The 16,344-nt window shown below is 67.7% G+C and carries 20 protein-coding genes; 8 read left to right on the top strand and 12 right to left on the bottom strand.

Annotated elements, in window-relative coordinates; genetic code table 11:
- Window positions 1-23: 23 nt before the first annotated feature.
- Window positions 24-989: a 2-hydroxyacid dehydrogenase gene (locus B3E91_RS04975; RefSeq protein WP_287028586.1), complete on the top strand. Its 966-nt coding sequence runs from the start codon at window positions 24-26 to the stop codon at window positions 987-989.
- Between the two features lie 108 nt (window positions 990-1,097).
- Window positions 1,098-1,619, top strand: coding sequence for a hypothetical protein (locus B3E91_RS04970; RefSeq protein WP_287028585.1), 522 nt, complete (start codon window positions 1,098-1,100; stop codon window positions 1,617-1,619).
- Window positions 1,620-1,661: 42 nt separating this feature from the next.
- Here B3E91_RS04970 and B3E91_RS04965 read toward each other — a convergent pair whose 3' ends face one another.
- From B3E91_RS04965 to B3E91_RS04945, 5 genes are all read right to left on the bottom strand, one after another.
- Window positions 1,662-2,540, bottom strand: a complete 879-nt coding sequence (locus B3E91_RS04965; RefSeq protein WP_273233808.1) for a DMT family transporter — start codon at window positions 2,538-2,540, stop codon at window positions 1,662-1,664.
- Window positions 2,537-2,872, bottom strand: a complete 336-nt coding sequence (locus tag B3E91_RS04960; RefSeq protein ID WP_287028584.1) for a tRNA-binding protein — start codon at window positions 2,870-2,872, stop codon at window positions 2,537-2,539. The genes B3E91_RS04965 and B3E91_RS04960 overlap by 4 nt, the downstream gene beginning before the upstream one ends.
- 85 nt (window positions 2,873-2,957) lie before the next feature.
- On the bottom strand, window positions 2,958-3,725 hold the full coding sequence (locus tag B3E91_RS04955) for a helix-turn-helix domain-containing protein (protein WP_287028583.1): 768 nt from the start codon (window positions 3,723-3,725) through the stop codon (window positions 2,958-2,960).
- Between the two features lie 68 nt (window positions 3,726-3,793).
- Window positions 3,794-5,182, bottom strand: a complete 1,389-nt coding sequence (locus B3E91_RS04950; protein ID WP_287028582.1) for an adenylate/guanylate cyclase domain-containing protein — start codon at window positions 5,180-5,182, stop codon at window positions 3,794-3,796.
- A 219-nt stretch (window positions 5,183-5,401) separates the two neighbouring features.
- Window positions 5,402-5,719, bottom strand: a complete 318-nt coding sequence (locus B3E91_RS04945) for an Mpo1-like protein (protein WP_287028581.1) — start codon at window positions 5,717-5,719, stop codon at window positions 5,402-5,404.
- Window positions 5,720-5,848: 129 nt separating this feature from the next.
- Here B3E91_RS04945 and B3E91_RS04940 point away from each other — a divergent pair, with 129 nt between their 5' ends.
- Entirely contained in the window at window positions 5,849-6,862 is a 1,014-nt protein-coding gene (locus B3E91_RS04940; RefSeq protein ID WP_090231757.1) for an AraC family transcriptional regulator, read from the top strand.
- A gap of 15 nt (window positions 6,863-6,877) precedes the next feature.
- Here B3E91_RS04940 and B3E91_RS04935 read toward each other — a convergent pair whose 3' ends face one another.
- Window positions 6,878-8,332, bottom strand: coding sequence for a TrkH family potassium uptake protein (locus tag B3E91_RS04935; protein WP_273233813.1), 1,455 nt, complete (start codon window positions 8,330-8,332; stop codon window positions 6,878-6,880).
- Window positions 8,333-8,522: 190 nt separating this feature from the next.
- Between B3E91_RS04935 and B3E91_RS04930 the strand changes: the two genes are divergently transcribed.
- Complete coding sequence (locus B3E91_RS04930) at window positions 8,523-9,095, top strand: nitroreductase family protein (protein ID WP_273233814.1); 573 nt, start codon at window positions 8,523-8,525, stop codon at window positions 9,093-9,095.
- 7 nt (window positions 9,096-9,102) lie between these two features.
- Here B3E91_RS04930 and B3E91_RS04925 read toward each other — a convergent pair whose 3' ends face one another.
- The 6 genes from B3E91_RS04925 to B3E91_RS04900 form a co-directional block, all read right to left on the bottom strand.
- Window positions 9,103-10,443 (bottom strand): sensor histidine kinase, encoded by a 1,341-nt coding sequence (locus tag B3E91_RS04925; RefSeq protein WP_287028580.1) that lies wholly within the window; start codon window positions 10,441-10,443, stop codon window positions 9,103-9,105.
- A gap of 74 nt (window positions 10,444-10,517) precedes the next feature.
- The gene (locus B3E91_RS04920) at window positions 10,518-10,982 is read right to left on the bottom strand and encodes a Spy/CpxP family protein refolding chaperone (RefSeq protein WP_273233816.1); all 465 of its coding nucleotides are present in this window, start codon (window positions 10,980-10,982) and stop codon (window positions 10,518-10,520) included.
- A gap of 117 nt (window positions 10,983-11,099) precedes the next feature.
- Entirely contained in the window at window positions 11,100-11,777 is a 678-nt protein-coding gene (locus tag B3E91_RS04915) for a response regulator transcription factor (RefSeq protein WP_287028579.1), read from the bottom strand.
- 6 nt (window positions 11,778-11,783) lie between these two features.
- A complete protein-coding gene (locus B3E91_RS04910) occupies window positions 11,784-12,161 on the bottom strand; it encodes a translation initiation factor 2 (RefSeq protein WP_273233818.1) in 378 nt (125 codons plus the stop codon).
- A gap of 38 nt (window positions 12,162-12,199) precedes the next feature.
- Window positions 12,200-12,499 carry a YciI family protein gene (locus B3E91_RS04905; protein WP_090231750.1) on the bottom strand — a complete coding sequence of 100 codons (300 nt, stop codon included), beginning with the start codon at window positions 12,497-12,499 and terminating at the stop codon, window positions 12,200-12,202.
- Window position 12,500: 1 nt separating this feature from the next.
- Window positions 12,501-13,091 (bottom strand): septation protein A, encoded by a 591-nt coding sequence (locus tag B3E91_RS04900; protein WP_282341084.1) that lies wholly within the window; start codon window positions 13,089-13,091, stop codon window positions 12,501-12,503.
- 78 nt (window positions 13,092-13,169) lie between these two features.
- On the opposite strand from B3E91_RS04900, the gene B3E91_RS04895 reads away from it, so the two are divergent.
- The 4 genes from B3E91_RS04895 to scpB all read left to right on the top strand — a co-directional run bounded on the left by B3E91_RS04895 (window position 13,170) and on the right by scpB (window position 16,323).
- Window positions 13,170-14,045 carry a PHP domain-containing protein gene (locus tag B3E91_RS04895; protein ID WP_287028578.1) on the top strand — a complete coding sequence of 292 codons (876 nt, stop codon included), beginning with the start codon at window positions 13,170-13,172 and terminating at the stop codon, window positions 14,043-14,045.
- Between the two features lie 13 nt (window positions 14,046-14,058).
- Window positions 14,059-14,688, top strand: coding sequence for an L-threonylcarbamoyladenylate synthase (locus tag B3E91_RS04890; RefSeq protein ID WP_090231747.1), 630 nt, complete (start codon window positions 14,059-14,061; stop codon window positions 14,686-14,688).
- Between the two features lie 142 nt (window positions 14,689-14,830).
- Window positions 14,831-15,553, top strand: a complete 723-nt coding sequence (locus B3E91_RS04885; protein WP_287028644.1) for a segregation and condensation protein A — start codon at window positions 14,831-14,833, stop codon at window positions 15,551-15,553.
- Window positions 15,550-16,323, top strand: coding sequence for an SMC-Scp complex subunit ScpB (scpB, locus tag B3E91_RS04880; RefSeq protein WP_287028577.1), 774 nt, complete (start codon window positions 15,550-15,552; stop codon window positions 16,321-16,323). The genes B3E91_RS04885 and scpB overlap by 4 nt, the downstream gene beginning before the upstream one ends.
- The last annotated feature ends 21 nt before the right edge of the window (window positions 16,324-16,344 follow it).

Here is a 16,344-nt window from a genome sequence, read left to right as displayed (position 1 = left end):
CCGCCGTCGAACGAGGAAATTCCGTGAAGAAGAAAGTACTGGTATTCAGCCGCGCCTCATCCGCCGAGGTGATGGCCGACCTGCGCGAGCGTTACGAGCTGAGCGTCTTCCTCGACCCGCTGGGCGCCGACCGGGAGGCGTTCGTCGCCGCCCTGGCCGACGCCGACGGGCTGATCGGCGCCGGCAGCAAGCTCGACGAGTCGGTGCTGCAACACGCGCCGAAGCTGCAGGTGATCTCGACCATTTCCGCCGGTTACGACAACTACGACGTGGCCTACCTGAAACGGCGCGGCATCCGCCTGACCAATACCCCGGACGCGGTGACCGAAACCACCGCCGACACCGGCTTCATGCTGCTGATGATGACCGCGCGACGTGCTGTCGAGCTGGCCACGCTGGTCCGGGAGGGCGAGTGGAAGGCGAGCATCGGCGAAGCGCATTTCGGCGTCGACGTGCACGGCAAGCGCCTCGGCATCATCGGTCTGGGGCGCATCGGTGCCGCCGTCGCGCGGCGCGCGCATTTCGGCTTCGGCATGTCGATCCTCTACAGCGGCCACAGCGACAAGCCGCAGTACGAGGAAGAGTTCGGCGCGCGGCGGCTGCCGATGGACGCGCTGCTCGGCGAGGCCGATTTCGTCTGCGTCTGCGTGCCGCTCTCCGCGGAAACCCATCACCTGATCGGCGAGCGCGAGTTCGGCCTGCTGCGCAAGGACGCGATCTTCATCAACATCGCCCGTGGGCCGGTGGTGGATGAAACCGCGCTGATCGCCGCGCTCAAGGCCGGAAAATTCCGTGGCGCCGGCCTCGACGTGTTCCAGAAGGAGCCGCTGCCGGGCGACTCGCCGCTGTTGGCACTGCCCAACCTGGTGGCGCTGCCGCACATCGGCTCGGCGACCCACGAAGCGCGCGAGCTGATGGCGCGCACCGCGGCGGACAACCTGATCGCCGTACTCGACGGCCGCGAACCGGCCTACCCGGTCGAGCTCTGACCGGCGCGGATTTACCCAGGCCTTACCTGGCACTGACAGCAGCGTACCTGCGCCCGCGAGATAATTCGCCGGCGCAAGGTGCGCTTGCGTTCGTTCAGGAGGTGCCAGATGTCTTCCACTCTGATGCGTGCCGGTCTTGTCGGCCTGCTGTCGTTGGTGCTCGCCGTGCCGGTGTTCGCCGGCCCACCCGGCCCACCGGGGCACGGCGGTCCTGGAGGTCCGGGCGGCCCAGGTGGGCCAGGCGGTGAACGCTATTACCCACCAGGGCCGCGTCACGGTCACGGCCTGCCTGGCGCGGCACGGGAAATCTGGATCGGCAGCACGCTGTACTTCCTCGCCGCCGGTGCCTACTACCTGTGGGATGCCCCGCGCGAGCAGTATGTGGTGGTCAACCCGCCACCGGTGGTCCAGGCGGTGCCGGTGGGCAACTACGAGGTCATCGCCTACCCGGCGCAGGGCCAGAGCGCCGACCAGCAGGCCCGTGATCGCTACGAGTGCCACGGCTGGGCGGTATCGCAGAGCGGTTTCGATCCGGCCGCCGCGCAGTCCGCGCCGCCGCCGGGCATGTCGGACATCTACCGGCGCGCCCTGGGCGCCTGCCTGGCCGGTCGCGGCTACAGCATCAACTGAGGCGGCGCCAGGCCCGCGTTCGGCCGGCCTGGCGTGGGTCTTCTAGAGGGTTTCCACGGCCTTCACGACGGGCGGATCGTTCTTCGCCCGGCTGGAAAGCACGATGGCGGCGATGATCAGCGCTCCGCCCAGCAGCATGCGCAAGGTCGGCTGCTCGCTGAACAGCCACCAGGCGAACGCGATGCCGTAGACCGGCTCGAGGGCGAACACCAGCGCCGCCGAGCGCGCATTCAGCACGTGCAGCGCGGAGACGAACAGGCTGTGCGCGACCCCGGTACAGAACGCCCCGAGCATGAACAGCCACAGCCAGTCCAGCGCGCGTACCTCGAGCAGGTCGCGCCAGGCGAACGGCAGCAGGCAGAGCAGGATCGCGGCGTTCTGGCAGAGCGCCGCCTGCATCGGGTTGAGGCCGCGGACGGTGGCGCGGTTGGCCAGCGTCAACAGGGCGAACAGCAGGCCCGAGGAAACGGCCCAGAGCAGCCCGCTGGTGGAGCCGCTGGCGAGATCGAAGTGCGGCGTGACCAGCACCAGGCCGAGGCTGACCAGGCCAACCAGGGTCCATTCGCGGCGCTGAATGCGCTCGCGAAACAGCAACCCTTCGAGCAGCACGGTGAAGGCCGGGAAGCTGGCGAACCCCAGGGTGGCGATGGCCACGCCGGAAATCTTCACGGCGTAGAAGAACGTCAGCCAGTGCCCGCCGAGCAGCAGTCCGCTGCCGGCGAGCATCGCCAGGCGGCGCCGGTCGATCGGTGATTCGCCGGCACGCAGACGGCTGAACGGAATCAGCGCGGCCACGGCGAACAGCGAGCGGCCGACGACGATGGCCAGCGGGGCGGCCAGCGCCAGCTTGCCGAAGATGCCGCTGAGACCGAAGGCCAGGGCACCGATATGCAGGCCGATGAGGGCGCGACGCGGCGTCATGCGAGGCGTGCGCCGTTGGCCAGCGGCTTGTCGAAGCCGGCCAGGACCACCTTGCCGTCGGCATCGTAGACGCCGGTGACCAGCACCTCGGAGCGCACGCCGGCGATCCGTTTCGCCTCGAAGTTGCACACGCAGAGCACCTGGCGACCCGGCAGGTCTTCGGCGGCGTAATGCGCGGTGATCTGTGCGCTGGAAGTCTTAACGCCCAGCTCGCCGAGGTCGACCTCCAGCACGTAGGCGGGTTTGTTGGCTTTTTCGTTGAGACGGGCGGAAAGCAGGGTGCCGACGCGCAGTTCCACGCGTTGGAAATCCTCCCAGGTGATGCTGGACATGCTGATCCTCGGGGGCATTCGGGGCCGGCTCGATTGGCCGGGGAGACTCGATTCTACGGGGCGGCTGGCGCGGCCGTCTGTCGCGCTACTCGCCGGTTTTGTCGCGCAGCTCGCGGCGCAGCGCCCGCGGCGAGTGGCCGAACTCGCGCACCATGGCGGCGGTGAAGGCGCTCTGCGAGGCATAGCCGACGCAGGTGGCGATCTCGCCGATGGCGCGGGCGCTGTTCAGCAGCAGCTCGCGGCCCAGGCTCAGGCGACGCTGGCGAACGAAATCCATCGGCGTCTGCCCGGTCTCTTCGAGAAAGCGCAGATGGAAGCGCGCCGCGGAAAGCCCCGCCAGGCGCGCCAGGTCGGCGACCTGCAGTGGCCGCGCGGCGTTACGCTCGACGTAGGCGCGCAGGGCGTCCAGCGGCAGGTGCTGGGCGCGTGCGTCGGCGGGAGCGGCGCTGGCGAGGCTGGCGAGCAGCAGCGCAGCGCCCTGTTCGGCGATCACCGCATCGTTGATCGGACTCGCCGCCAGCCAGCCGACCAGCTGGCTCTGCGGTGCATTCAGTTGCAGCGCGCCGGGGCGTTCGAGAATCCGCTCGCAGGTGTCGGCATGCGCGCCCAGCCGGCTGCGCAGCCAGTCGCGAGGCGGCACGTCGAGCACCAGGCAACGGCTGCCGTACGGGCTGCCGCAGGCGTGGTGTTCGTCCTCGGGTACCACCGCGAGGGTCTGCTGGATCACCTGGCTGCCGCGCCCGGCAACCTCGAAATCCAGGCGCCCGGACAGGCCGAACACCAGCTGTGCGTGGGCATGGCTGTGGGCGACCAGTTCGTGGCTGTAGTGGCGCAGGGTCAGGATCGACGGCATCGCGGTTTCCTCGGCGGATCGCCGCAGTCTACCCAGAACGGCCGTCGAGATGGAAAAGGAAAGGAGGGTTAGAGAATCACCTTGTCCTTGAGCTTCTCGGCCGCCTGTTGCAGCGCCTCCACCACGCGATCCTTGTCGAAGTTCTGGATGCCGTTGGTGTCGAGGTACATGGAGAAGCCGGGCAATTCGTGCTCGACGTAGCTGGAGCTGGCGCCGAGGTCGCGGCGGAAATCCACCACCTGGTAGATCTGCACGGGACGGCTGAAACCCTTCACGGTGATCTGGCCCTTGTCGCGGCACATGATCACGTCCTTCACCAGCGAATAGGTCTCGTGGGAAATCAGGATCTCGCCGGCTTCGCTGGCGCTTTCCAGGCGGCTGGCGAGGTTCACTTCGCGGCCGATGATGGTGTAGTCCATGCGCGTGTCGGCGCCGAAGTTGCCCACCGTGCAGTAGCCGGTGTTCAGGCCCATGCGGATTTCCAGCGGCTTGGTGATGCCCTGGGCGCGCCACTGCTGGCGCAGCACCTTCATGTGCTTGCGCATGGCGATGGCCATCGACACGGCGGCCAGCGCATCCTTTTTCGCGCCCTGGGTCGCCGGGTCGCCGAAGAACACCATCACGCTGTCGCCGACGAACTTGTCGATGGTGCCGCCGTGTTTCAGGGCGATCTTCGACATCTCGTTGAGGTAGGTGTTGAGCAGGTCGGTCAGCGACTCGGCCTCCAGCTCCTCGGACAGCTCGGTGAAGCCCTTGATGTCGGAGAAGAACACCGAGAGGCGCTTGCGCTGGGTTTCCAGGCGCACGCTCTTCTTGCCCTTGAAGATCGACTCCCAGACTTGCGGGGACAGGTACTTGGCCAGCCCGTGGGCCAGGCGCGCGGCTTTTTCCTGCTCGCGGCGGATCTCGTTGCGCACCTGGGCCAGGCGCAGGCCCTGCTGGTGGGCGAAGTAGGCGCTGATGCAGATGAACAGCGAGCTGAAGAGGATGCTCACCAGGGCCACCAGCGGCGGCGTGGCGAAGGCCAGCCGCGGGCCTACCAGGGCGCTGCAGAGCAGCACGCCGCCGAGCGCCATCAGCAGGCCGAGGCCCAGGTAGAGCAGGCCGCCGACCACCAGCGCGCTGAAGCCGATCATCAGCAGGTTCATCAGGCTCGGCACCACCGAGAAGCTCATCAGCGCGACCGCCACGCCCGCATGCAGGGCATCGATGGCGAGCAGCGCAAGGTCGACGCTCCGCGCGTGACCGGTCTTGAAGCGCCGTCCGATCTGGTAGGCCAGGTGCGGATAGAGCAGGGCATAGGGCACCAGCCAGAGGATGTGGTGGCCGAAGTGGTTGACGTAGGTGCCCGCCGCAATGGCCGCGGCGGTGGCGATGTACGCCAGCACGCGCAGGTAGTAGTCGCGGATCGGCGGCGTCGGCAGCCCGTCTAGCGGGGTCGCGGGGAAAGACTTCATCTGATTGGAACGATCCCTGGTGAGGCGAGGGGCACCGTGGCCACGTACGTCTGTTCAGTCCATGAGGCCGACCAGCGCCCCGACGGCGGGATCATAGCGAAGCACCGTCCGGCAGCCAATCACGGCCGCCGGATGACGCGGGAATCAGGCAGAAAGCGGGTGGGATGTACGGCTCGTCGACGTTCCGCCGTCGTTGCGGCGGAAAACGTCAGGAAACCGTTAGAAGGGAATGCGTCCGGTGAAGGCGTCCCTGAGCATCACCCAGTCGCCCATGAAGCTGTAGAGCGGATACTGGAAGGTCGCCGGGCGGTTCTTCTCGAAGATGAAATGGCCTACCCAGGCGAACCCGTAGCCCGCCACCGGCAGCGCCAGCAGCCAGATCCACTGCTGGCTGACCAGTGCGTAGGCCAGGATGCCGAGCACCAGCAGGCTGCCGGCGTAATGCAGCCGGCGGCACACCGGATTGCTGTGTTCCGCCAGGTAATAGGGGTAGAAATCGGCGAAGCGGCTGAAGCGTTCGGCGGTTTGCGTACTCATCTCGCACCTCCTGTCATTGTGTTCCCAAAGTCTAGATCGGACGGCCGCGCAGGCCAGTGACAATGGGGGCCAGTCTAGTATCCTTGCGACACGGCGCCGCAGGCCCTGATCCGACAACAAGAAGACGCCATGAGCGAACCACGGACAACTTCATCGAGCTGGGCGCAGAGCATCGTCCAGGGCCTGGAAATGGGCGGCGTCGACTGTCGCGCGCTGTTCCTCGAGCTGGGCATGGACTACGCCGCGCTGGGCGATGCCGAGGCGCGCTTCCCGCAGGACGGCATGACCCGGCTCTGGCACCGCGCCGTGGAGCTGTCCGGCAACCCGGCGATCGGCCTGAACATGGCCCGCGTGGTGCGGCCCGCGTCGCTGCACGTGGTTGGTTACGCGCTGATGTCCAGCCGCACCCTGCGGGAGGGCCTGACCCGTCTGGTGCGTTACCAGCGAATCATCGCCGAGGGCGCTGACCTGAACCTGCGCATGCTGCCCGAGGGCGGCGCGCTGACGCTGGCGATCCATGGCGACCGTCTGCCGCCCGCCCGGCAGAGCGCCGAAGCCTCCCTGGCGTGCACCCTGGCCTTCTGCCGCTGGATCAGCGGAACGCCGCTCAAACCCTTGCAAGTGTGGCTGCAGGGCCCGCCGCCGGCCGATCCGGAGCCTTACCGCCAGGTGTTCCAGGCGCCGCTGCAGTTCGATGCCGAACACTACGGGCTGCTGTTCGAACTCGCCGATCTCGAGGCGCCGCTGCCGTCGGCCAACGAGTCGCTGGCGCAGTTGCACGACCGCTTCGCCGGCGAGTACCTGGCGCGTTTCTCCGGCAGCCGGGTCGCCCACCAGGCCCGCCAGGTGCTCTGCCGCCTGCTGCCGCAGGGCGAGCCGCGTCGCGATACGGTGGCGCAGGCGCTGCACCTGTCCGAGCGCACCCTGCAGCGGCGCCTGCAGGACGAACGCACCAGCTTCCAGCAACTGCTCGACGACACCCGTCGAGAACTCGCTGAGCAGTACCTGGCGCAACCCAATCTGACCCTGCTGGAAATCGCCTACCTGCTGGGCTTCGCCGACCCGAGCAACTTCTTCCGCGCCTTCCGCCGCTGGTTCGGCAGCACGCCGGGCGAGTACCGCGCCGCGCTGGACAGCCGCTGATCGGGCCGGGCGCGGTCAGTGCCGCCAGAACGCCGGGGTCAGCAGCACCAGCACGGTGATGATCTCCAGGCGGCCGAGCAGCATGCCGAAGGAGAGCATCCATTTCGCCGCGTCCGGCAGGCTGGAGAAGTTGCCGGCCGGGCCGATGATGTGGCCCATTCCCGGCCCCACGCCGCAGACGGTGCTGGCGGCGCCGGTCAGCGCGGTGATCCAGTCCAGCCCGGTGAGGGTCAGGCCGAGGGCGATCACCGCGATGGTGATGGTGAAGAAGAACGAGAAGGTGATGATCGAACGGACGATCTCGTCGTCCAGGTTGTGCCCGTTGTACTGCTGGCGGATCACCGCGCGCGGGTGCACCAGTTGCTGCAGGTTGGCGCGCAGCAGCACCCAGGCGACCTGGAAGCGGAAGATCTTCAGCCCGCCGGCGGTGGAGCCGGAGCAGCCGCCGATGAAGCCGAGGTAGAAGAACAGCATGATCGAGAAGCTGCCCCACAGCGTGTAGTCGCCGAGGGCGAAGCCGGTGGTGGTGACCACCGAGGTGACGTTCAGCGCGACGATGCGGAAGGTGTCCATCCAGCCCAGCCCGGAGCGCATCTGGTACCAGAGGCTGAAGCCGATCCAGGTGAACACCAGCAGGCCGATCAGCCCGCGCACCTGATGGTCTTTCCACAATGCCCGGCGGTTGCCGCGCAGGGTCGACACGTAGAGCGTGAAGGGCAGGCTGCCGAGGATCATCAGCACCACCGCGACCCAGTGCACGGCCGGTTGCTGCCATTTCGCCAGGGACAGATCGGAGGTCGAGAAGCCGCCGGTGGAGATCGCCGACATGGCGTGGTTCACCGCATCGAACAGGCTCATTCCGGCCAGCCAGAACGCCAGGCTGCCGACCAGGGTGAAGCCCAGGTAGATCACCAGGATGTACTTGGCGACCATGTGCGAGCGCGGCATGACCTTCTCCGACCAGTCCGAGGACTCGGTCTGGAACAGCCGCATGCCGCCGACGCGCAGCAGCGGGAGGATCGCCACCGCCATGCCGATGAAGCCGATGCCGCCCAGCCAGTGCAGCAGCGAACGCCAGATCAGGATGCCCGGCGACATGCTGTCCAGCCCGCTGAGCACCGTGGAGCCGGTGGCGGTGACGCCGGACATGCTCTCGAAGAAGGCGTCGGTGTAGCTGATGTGCTGGATGAAGAACAGCGGCAGGGCGGCGAAGCAGCACACCGTCAGCCAGCTGCAGGTGGTCAGGAAATACATGTCCCGCGGGCGCAGCTGGACGTTCTCCGGACGCCCCGGCAACACCAGCATCAGGCCGGTGGCGAAGGTGATCAGGCTGGCCCAGAGGAACGAATGCAGGTCGTCGCTACGGTCGTAGACCAGCAGCGTGAGCATCGGTACGACCATGCCGATCGCCAGGGTGACGAGAAAGATGCCGAGAATGAAACCGATCATGCGCAAGGTCGGCAGGGCCATGGAAACAACTCGGATCTGGGAGGCAAGGGGCGCCATTCTACCCGCGCCCCCGGCGCTGTAAACCGCCGTCGGGAGGCGCCGGCGGGGCGATTGTGGAGCGGTTCTGAGCGCGCCCTGGCGAGGCATTTCCCCGCGGCCGGCCGCTGCCCTCTAGAATGGCCGCTCATTTCAGTATTCAGGAGGTGGGCCGATGGAGGCTCTGGACGCTCTGCTCAAGCGTGTTTCGGTGACCCGGCTGGAAGAACCCGCGCCGGACGCGGCGCAGCGCGAGGCGATTTTCCGTGCGGCCCTGCGCGCGCCGGATCACGGCCAGCTGCGCCCGTGGCGTTTCCTCACCGTGGAAGGCGAAGCGCGCGAGGCGCTTGGCGAGCTGTTCGCCCGCGCGGTCGCCGAGAAACAGGCGGACGCCGAGCCGGCGGTGCTGGACAAGGCGCTGGCCAAGGCCCGCGCGATGCCGTTGCGCGCGCCGCTGCTGGTGGTGGTGATCGCCTGCGTGCAGGCGCATCCGAAGGTCCCGGCGCAGGAGCAGCGGCTGGCGGCCGGCTGTGCGGCGCACGGCATGCTGCTGGCCGCCCACGCGCAGGGCGTCGGCGCGGTCTGGCGCAGCGGCGAGCTGTCCTACGATGCCCGCGTCGAGGCTGGCCTGGGCCTGGCGGAAAACGAGGAAATCGTCGGTTTCCTCTATATGGGCACGCCCAGCGGAGAGCTGCGCACACCGCCGGCGCTCGATCCCGCGGACTTCGTGAGCGCCTGGCAGGGCTAGGTCCCGCTCAACGCTTGAGCGGGAACTCCAGGCTGGCGACGAAGCCACCTTGCGGATGGTTGGCCAGCTGCAGGGTGCCGCCGTGGCGCTCGGCGGCGCGTCGCGCGATGGCGAGGCCGAGGCCATGTCCTGCCGCCGCCTGGCCCGGCGCGCGGAAGAATGGCTCGCCCAACTGGTTCAGGTGTTGCGCCTCCACGCCGGGACCGTGATCGCGCACGCTGATCAGCAGCGTCTCGCCCTGGCGCGCTGCGCGAATCTCGATCGGCTGATCGGCCGGGTTGAAGCGCAGCGCGTTGCGCAGCAGGTTGTCCAGCGCGCGGTCGATCATGTCCGGCCAGCCGAACAGGGCGATGCTCGGCTCGATGTCGATCTCGATGCGCTGCTCGGGGTTGCCGACGCTGGCGTTCTCGCGGATGCCCTCGAGGAGGGCGGCGAGGTCGACCTGCTGCACCGGGCCCGGATCGGCATCCAGCCGCGCCAGTGCGAGGATCTCGGCGATCAGCGCTTCGAGGCGGTCGCAGTCCTTGGCCAGCCGCGGCCACAGCGCCTCGCGCTCCTCCGGCGTCGCCCGTTCGGCCAGCGCCAGGGCGATGCGCAGGCGCGCCAGCGGCGAGCGCAGCTCGTGGGAGACGTCGCGCAGCAACTGCCGCTGGCTGCCGATCATGCCCTGCAGGCGCGAGCCCATGCGGTTGAAGTCGCTCGCCAGCACGCCGAGCTCGTCGCGCCGCGCGGCCAGTTGCGCGAGGCTGTTCTGCTGGTAGGCGGTCTGCCCGAGGTCGTGCACGGCGCCGCGCAGGCGCGTCAGCGGACGGGTGATCGAGAGGGTCAGCAGCAGGCTGAACAGGGTCAGCACCACCAGCGCGATGCCCAGTGCGCTGAGCGGCCAGAGCAGGCTGTCGCGGTGCCAGGCATCCAGCTCGGGGCGCGGGATGCGGTAGATGAACAGGTAGGTTTCGTCGCTGGTCGGGCTGGTGTAGTCGGTGGTCAGACGCCGCCAGGGCAGGCCGCGATCATCGCCGCGCGGGTCGCCGGCGCCGTGCTGGCGGGCCTCGAAGGCCGCAGCCCGCGGCGGGAAGGTGCCCTTGATGACGGCCAGGCCGTTGTCGCCGAGCACCTGCACATCGATGTGATAGCGCTGGCGATGACGCTCCAGAAAGCTCTGCGCGGCTTCTTCCCCGTCCGTTTCGTAGACCTGCGTCCAGCGTTCGGCGAGATCCTTGACCCCCGGATGCCGGTTGAGAATCCAGGAGTCCTGGTTCAGTGCATGGCCCAGCAACAGGGAAAGGCCCGCCACCAGGGCAATGGCCAGCCAGAAGCTGGCGAGGATGCGCCAGAACAGTGAACGCACGGCAATTCCTTGATCATCAATGGCAAAAAAGCCCGCCAGGTCCAGCCTGACGGGCGCGTGCTACGCAGTTTTGCTCAGTTCTTGGCCTTCGCCGCCTTCTCGGCTTTCCAGGCTTCGAACTCGGCGTGTTCGGCGCGGCGTTCTTCCATCTCTTTCTGCTTCTCGTCGAAGCGCTTCTGCTGCTCCGGGGTCAGCAGGGCGCGGATCGCGCTGTCGTTCTTCGCACGGGCGGCCTCGAGTTCGTCTTCCATGGCCTTCTTGTCGGCGGCCGGAAGCTTGTCGAGGTACTTGCGGGTGAGTTCGCGACGGTTCTCCATCTGATCGCCCATCAGCCTGCCGACCTGCTGGCGCTGTTCCCTGGTCAGGTCCAGGTCGCCGAACGGCCCGTGTTCGCCACGCGGTCCGTCCTTGGGGCCGCAACCGTGTTCGCCCTGCATGTGCGGCGGCGGTACGTCGGGGCCGCCTTTTTCCGGCGCGGCGAACACCGCGGTGGCGGGCAGGGCAGCGGCGAGCGTGAGAGCGATGAGTGTCTTGCGCATGTGTTTTCTCCTTGTCTGAACCGGCCGATTGCCGATGTGCCCAGTCTAAGGACGGCAAGGTCAAGGGCGGTCAGGCGAGGGTAAAGGCTTGGTAAACGCTGTGTATCGTCGCCGCAGTCAGGTGCTGTAGTAATAGCCGCGGCTGCGCAGCGCGAGAATGCGCGGGCGTCCGTCGGGGTGCGGGCCGATCTTCTTGCGCAGGTTGCTGACGTGCATGTCCAGGCTGCGGTCGTAGAGGGTCAGCTTGCGGCCGAGGGCCAGTTGCGCCAGTTCCTGCTTGTCCAGCGGTTCACCCGGCTGGCGCAGCAGCGCTTCGAGCAGGCGGCTTTCGGAAACGGTCAGGCTGATCTCGTGGTCGCCGATGCTGACCACGCCACGCGCCGGACTGAAGCTCAGGTCGTCCAGTTGCAGGTGGCTGCCGCCGCTGACCGGCTGGCTGCGGCGCAGCACGGCGCGCAGGCGTGCGGTGAGTTCGCGTGGGTCGCAGGGCTTGGCCAGGTAGTCGTCGGCGCCCAGTTCCAGGCCGAGGATGCGGTCCAGCGGTTCGCCGCGGGCGGAGAGCATCAGTACCGGCAGGTCCGGGTGGTTGCCACGCAACTGGCGCAGCAGTTCCAGGCCGCTGCCGTCGGGCAGCATCACATCCAGCACCACCGCCGAGGGTGCTTGCTGGGCGAGCGCCGCGCGGGCGCTGTTGCCGTCGTGGCAGGCGCGCACCTGGAAGCCTTCCTGGCTCAGCCAACTGACCAGCAACTCGCAGAGTTCCTCGTCGTCGTCGATCAGCAGCAGTTCACTCATGGCGCTTCAGTTGGTCCATTGCCGACGCGCGCTGCGGTTGCCGCGCAGCAGCGAGCCGAAGAAGAACGCGATCAGGGCAACCCCGCCACCGATGACGAACCACAGCTGCTGCTCGCTGAGCAGCGGCTGGGGCTTGGCGCTGCGGGCCTGTTCCAGATCCTGCAGCAGGCGGCGGTTTTCCTCGCGCAGCCGTTGCATCTGGCGCCCGGCTTCGGGTTGCGTGGCGCGCTGCAATTGCTCGGTCAGCTCGCTGCGCTGTGCCTCGCTCACCGCCAGACGTTGTTCCAGCTCATCGAGCCGCGCCGCCGCTTCGTCGTTCTGCTGGGCGTGCACCGGAAGGGCGACGAGCGCCGCGGCGAAGAACAGGTAGGTGAGTGGGCGCATCGGATTTCCTTTTCCAGGCAGGCGGGCGACGGAGCGGATCAGGGCAGGACGCGTTTGAACGGCTTGACGATCACCCCGCCGTAAACGCCGGCGGCGCGGTACGGATCGGCCTCGGCCCAGCTCAGCGCGGCTTCGAGGGAGTCGAACTCGGCGACGATCAGGCTGCCGCTGAAACCGGCCGGGCCTGGATCGTTGCTGTCGACGGCCGGGTGCGGGCCGGCGAGGACCAGGCGTCCTTCGGTTTTCAGCTGCTCCAGGCGGGCGATGTGCTCCGGGCGGGCGGCCAGGCGTTTTTCCAGGGAGTCGGCGACGTCTGTGGCGATGATGGCGTAGAGCATGTCAGTCCTTGGTTTTTTCAGGGGAGGTGTCGTGCAGGTGGCGCGCCAGATAGAGACCCTGGCCGATCAGGAAAAGTACCGTCATGGCGAGGCTGCCGAATACCTTGAAGTCGACCCAGATGCTCTGGAAGGTGAAGGCGACGAACAGGTTGGCGCAGCCGCAGAACAGGAAGAACACCACCCAGGCGACGTTCAGGCGGTTCCAGATCGTCTGCGGCAGCTCCATGGCATGCCCCATGACGCGCTGGATCAGCGGCTTGTCGCCGATGAAGTGGCTACCGGCGAAGGCCACGGCGAACAGCCAGTTGACCACCGGGGCTTTCCACTTGAGGAAGGTTTCGCTGTGGAAGGCCAGGGTCAGACTGCCGAACACCAGGCAGGCGATCAGGGTCAGCCACTGGCCCTTTTCCAGCTTGCGCTGCAGCGCGAAGAGCGTCCCATAGACCACGACCGAGGCGACGATCAGCACCGCGGTGGCGCTGAAGATTCCACCGACGCTGAGGCTGTGTCCGGCCAGTTCGACTACGCGGGGTTCCATTTTGTAGACGATGAAGAACAGCAGCAGCGGGATGAAGTCGATGAATTGTTTCACGGGCGCAGCCAGAGAGCGGGATGTGGCGGCATAATAGCAAACATCAATGACGGCGAAACTTCGCCCAGAGCCTTAAATATGAAGGTCGACCTGCACTGCCACAGCACCGCATCGGATGGCGTCCTGGCGCCCTCCGTGGTGGTCGAGCGCGCCCACGCGCGCGGTATCGGCATGCTCGCGCTGACCGACCACGACACCCTCGAAGGGCTGCCGGAGGCGCGCCTGGCGGCGGCCGGGCTGGGCATCCAGCTGATCAACGGCATCGAGCTGTCCTGCACCTGGAGCGGCGCGACCATCCATGTCCTGGGCTACGCCTTCGCCGCCGACGCGCCGCAGTTGCAGCAGGCCATCGCCGAGCTGCATGCCGGGCGCTGGCTGCGCGCCGAGGAAATCGGCCGGCGCCTCGAGGCCAAGGGCATGCCCGGCGTGTTCGAGGGCGCGCGGGCGATCCAGCAGGAGCTGGGGGACAGCGGCAACGCGCCGGCGCGGCCGCACTTCGCCGAATTCCTCACCCGCGGCAAGTACGTTCGCGACCATGCCGAGGCCTTCCGCAAGTGGCTTGGCTCCGGCAAGCTCGGCGACGTCAAGCAGCATTGGCCGACCCTGGAACAGACGGTGGCGACGCTGCGCTCGGCCGGCGCCTGGATCAGCCTGGCGCACCCGATGCAATACAGCCTGACGCGCAGCAAGCGGCGTCGGCTGATCATCGATTTCGTCCAGGCTGGCGGGCACGGCCTGGAAGTGGTCAACGGCATGCAGCCGGCCGAGCAGGTCGGTTCGCTGGCGATCCTGGTCCGCGAGTTCGGGCTGATGGCCAGCATCGGCAGCGATTTCCACGCGCCGGGCGACTGGTCCGAACTGGGCATGTACCGCCCGTTGCCGGACGACCTGTCGCCCTTGTGGGCGCGATTCCAGCAAGCGCCAGCGAGCACGCCCCATGTCGTCGCTCAATGAGCAGGGAGCAATCATGAGTCAGTTCTTCCAGATCCATCCGGAAAATCCGCAGCCGCGCCTGATCAAGCAGGCGGTGGAGATCGTCCGCGGCGGTGGGGTGATCGTCTATCCGACCGACTCCTCCTACGCGCTGGGTTGCCACATCGGCGACAAGAACGCGGTGGAGCGCATCCGCCGCCTGCGCCAGCTGGACGACAAGCACAACTTCACCCTGGTCTGCCGCGATCTCTCGCAGCTCGGCCTGTTCGCCAAGGTCGATACCGGCGCCTTCCGCCTGCTGAAGATGCATACGCCAGGGCCTTACACCTTCATCCTCAGCGCCACCCGCGAGGTGCCGCGCATGCTGCTGCATCCCAAGCGGCGCACCATCGGCCTGCGCGTGCCCAGCCACCCGATCGCCCAGGCGCTGCTCGAGGAACTCGGCGAGCCGCTGATGAGCGTGAGCCTGATCCTGCCCGGGCAGAGCGAGGCGATGGAGGACCCGTACGAGATGCGCCAGGCCCTGGAGCATCACGTCGACCTGATCATCGACGGGGGCTACGGCGGCACAGCGGTGTCCACCGTGGTCAACCTCTCCGAGGGCGAACCGCAGGTGATCCGCGTCGGTTGCGGCGACCCCGCGCCGTTCATGGACGGCCAGTGAGGCGTACCCGGCGGAGATGAGCATGCAGGACGAACCCGTGCTCGAGGCCAGCGCACTGGAGCTCGAGCAGCTTCGCCTGGCGCTGGTCTACGGCGAGGCCGTCACCGAGCTGCCGCAGGACCTGTACATCCCGCCGGACGCGCTGGAGGTCTTCCTCGAAGCCTTCGAGGGACCGCTCGACCTGCTGCTCTACCTGATCCGCAAGCAGAACATCGACATCCTCGACATTCCCGTGGCCGAAATCACCCGCCAGTACATGGGCTACGTCGAGTTGATGAAGAGCGTGCGCTTGGAGTTGGCCGCGGAATATCTGGTGATGGCCGCGATGCTCGCCGAGATCAAGTCGCGCATGCTGTTGCCGCGTTCGGCGATCGCCGAGGACGAGGAAGACGATCCGCGCGCCGAGCTGATCCGCCGCCTGCAGGAATACGAGCGCTTCAAGGCCGCGGCGGAAAACGTCGACCGCCTGCCGCGCCTGGGGCGCGATATCAGCGTGCCGCGCCTGGACGCCCCGGAGGCCAGGGCGCGCAAGCTGCTGCCCGAGGTCTCGCTGGAGGAGCTGCTGCTGTCGATGGCCGAGGTGCTGCGCCGCGCCGACATGTTCGAGAGCCACCAGGTGACCCGTGAGGCGCTGTCCACCCGCGAGCGCATGAGCGAGGTGCTGGAGCGCCTGAAGGGCGGCGGCTTCGTGGCCTTCATCGCGCTGTTCAGCGCCGAGGAGGGCCGTCTCGGCGTGGTGGTGACCTTCATGGCGGTGCTCGAGCTGATCAAGGAATCGCTGGTCGAGCTGGTGCAGAACGAGCCTTTCGCGCCCATCCACGTACGCCTGCGCGGCGAAGAACCGACCCAGGTGGTCCTGCAGTGAACTTCTCCGATCCGAAAGACCTCGCTTCGCTGCTCGAAGCCTACCTGCTCGCCTCGGGCAAGCCGCTGTCGCTGGAGCGCCTCGGCGAGCTCTTCGAGGAAATCGAGCGGCCCACGCCCGCGCAGCTCAAGGCCGCGCTCAAGGTGCTGGAGAAGTCCTGCAGCGGCCGCGCCTTCGAGCTGAAGGAAGTCGCTAGCGGCTATCGCCTACAGGTGCGCGAACGCTTCGCGCCCTGGGTCGGGCGGCTCTGGGAAGAGCGCCCGCAGCGCTATTCGCGGGCGCTGCTGGAGACCCTGGCGCTGATCGCCTATCGCCAGCCCATCACCCGTGGCGAGATCGAGGACATCCGGGGCGTCGCCGTCAACAGCCAGATCGTCAAGACCCTGCTGGAGCGCGAATGGGTGAGGGTGGTCGGCCATCGCGACGTACCCGGTCGGCCGGCGATGTTCGCCACCACGCGCGGCTTCCTCGACCATTTCAACCTGAAGAGCCTCGACGAACTGCCGCCGCTGGCCGTGCTGCGCGAGCTGGAGCCCGCGCCTCTGGTGGATGAGGAAGACGCGCCGGTGCCCGACGGCCTGCAGGCGCGCGCCGACGCCAGCGAGCTCGGCGAGGACGCGCCGGCCCGCGAGGAAACCAGTTTCCGCAGCCTGCTGGCGGAACTCGACACCCTGGAACAGGGCCTGAAAACAGACTTCGACGATCTGCCGCTCGCCGAAGAGGCCGATGACGTCGATGACGTCGGGGCCGATCCGAATACCCGGCACTGACGCCGCGCGCCGCGAAACCGG

Origin of the sequence: Pseudomonas sp. UBA6310, from assembly GCF_002438225.1 — a bacterium.
GTDB lineage: Bacteria > Pseudomonadota > Gammaproteobacteria > Pseudomonadales > Pseudomonadaceae > Pseudomonas_O > Pseudomonas_O kuykendallii.
Note: the sequence above shows the minus strand (reverse complement) of the source record. Positions and strands in the feature narration are given on the sequence as shown.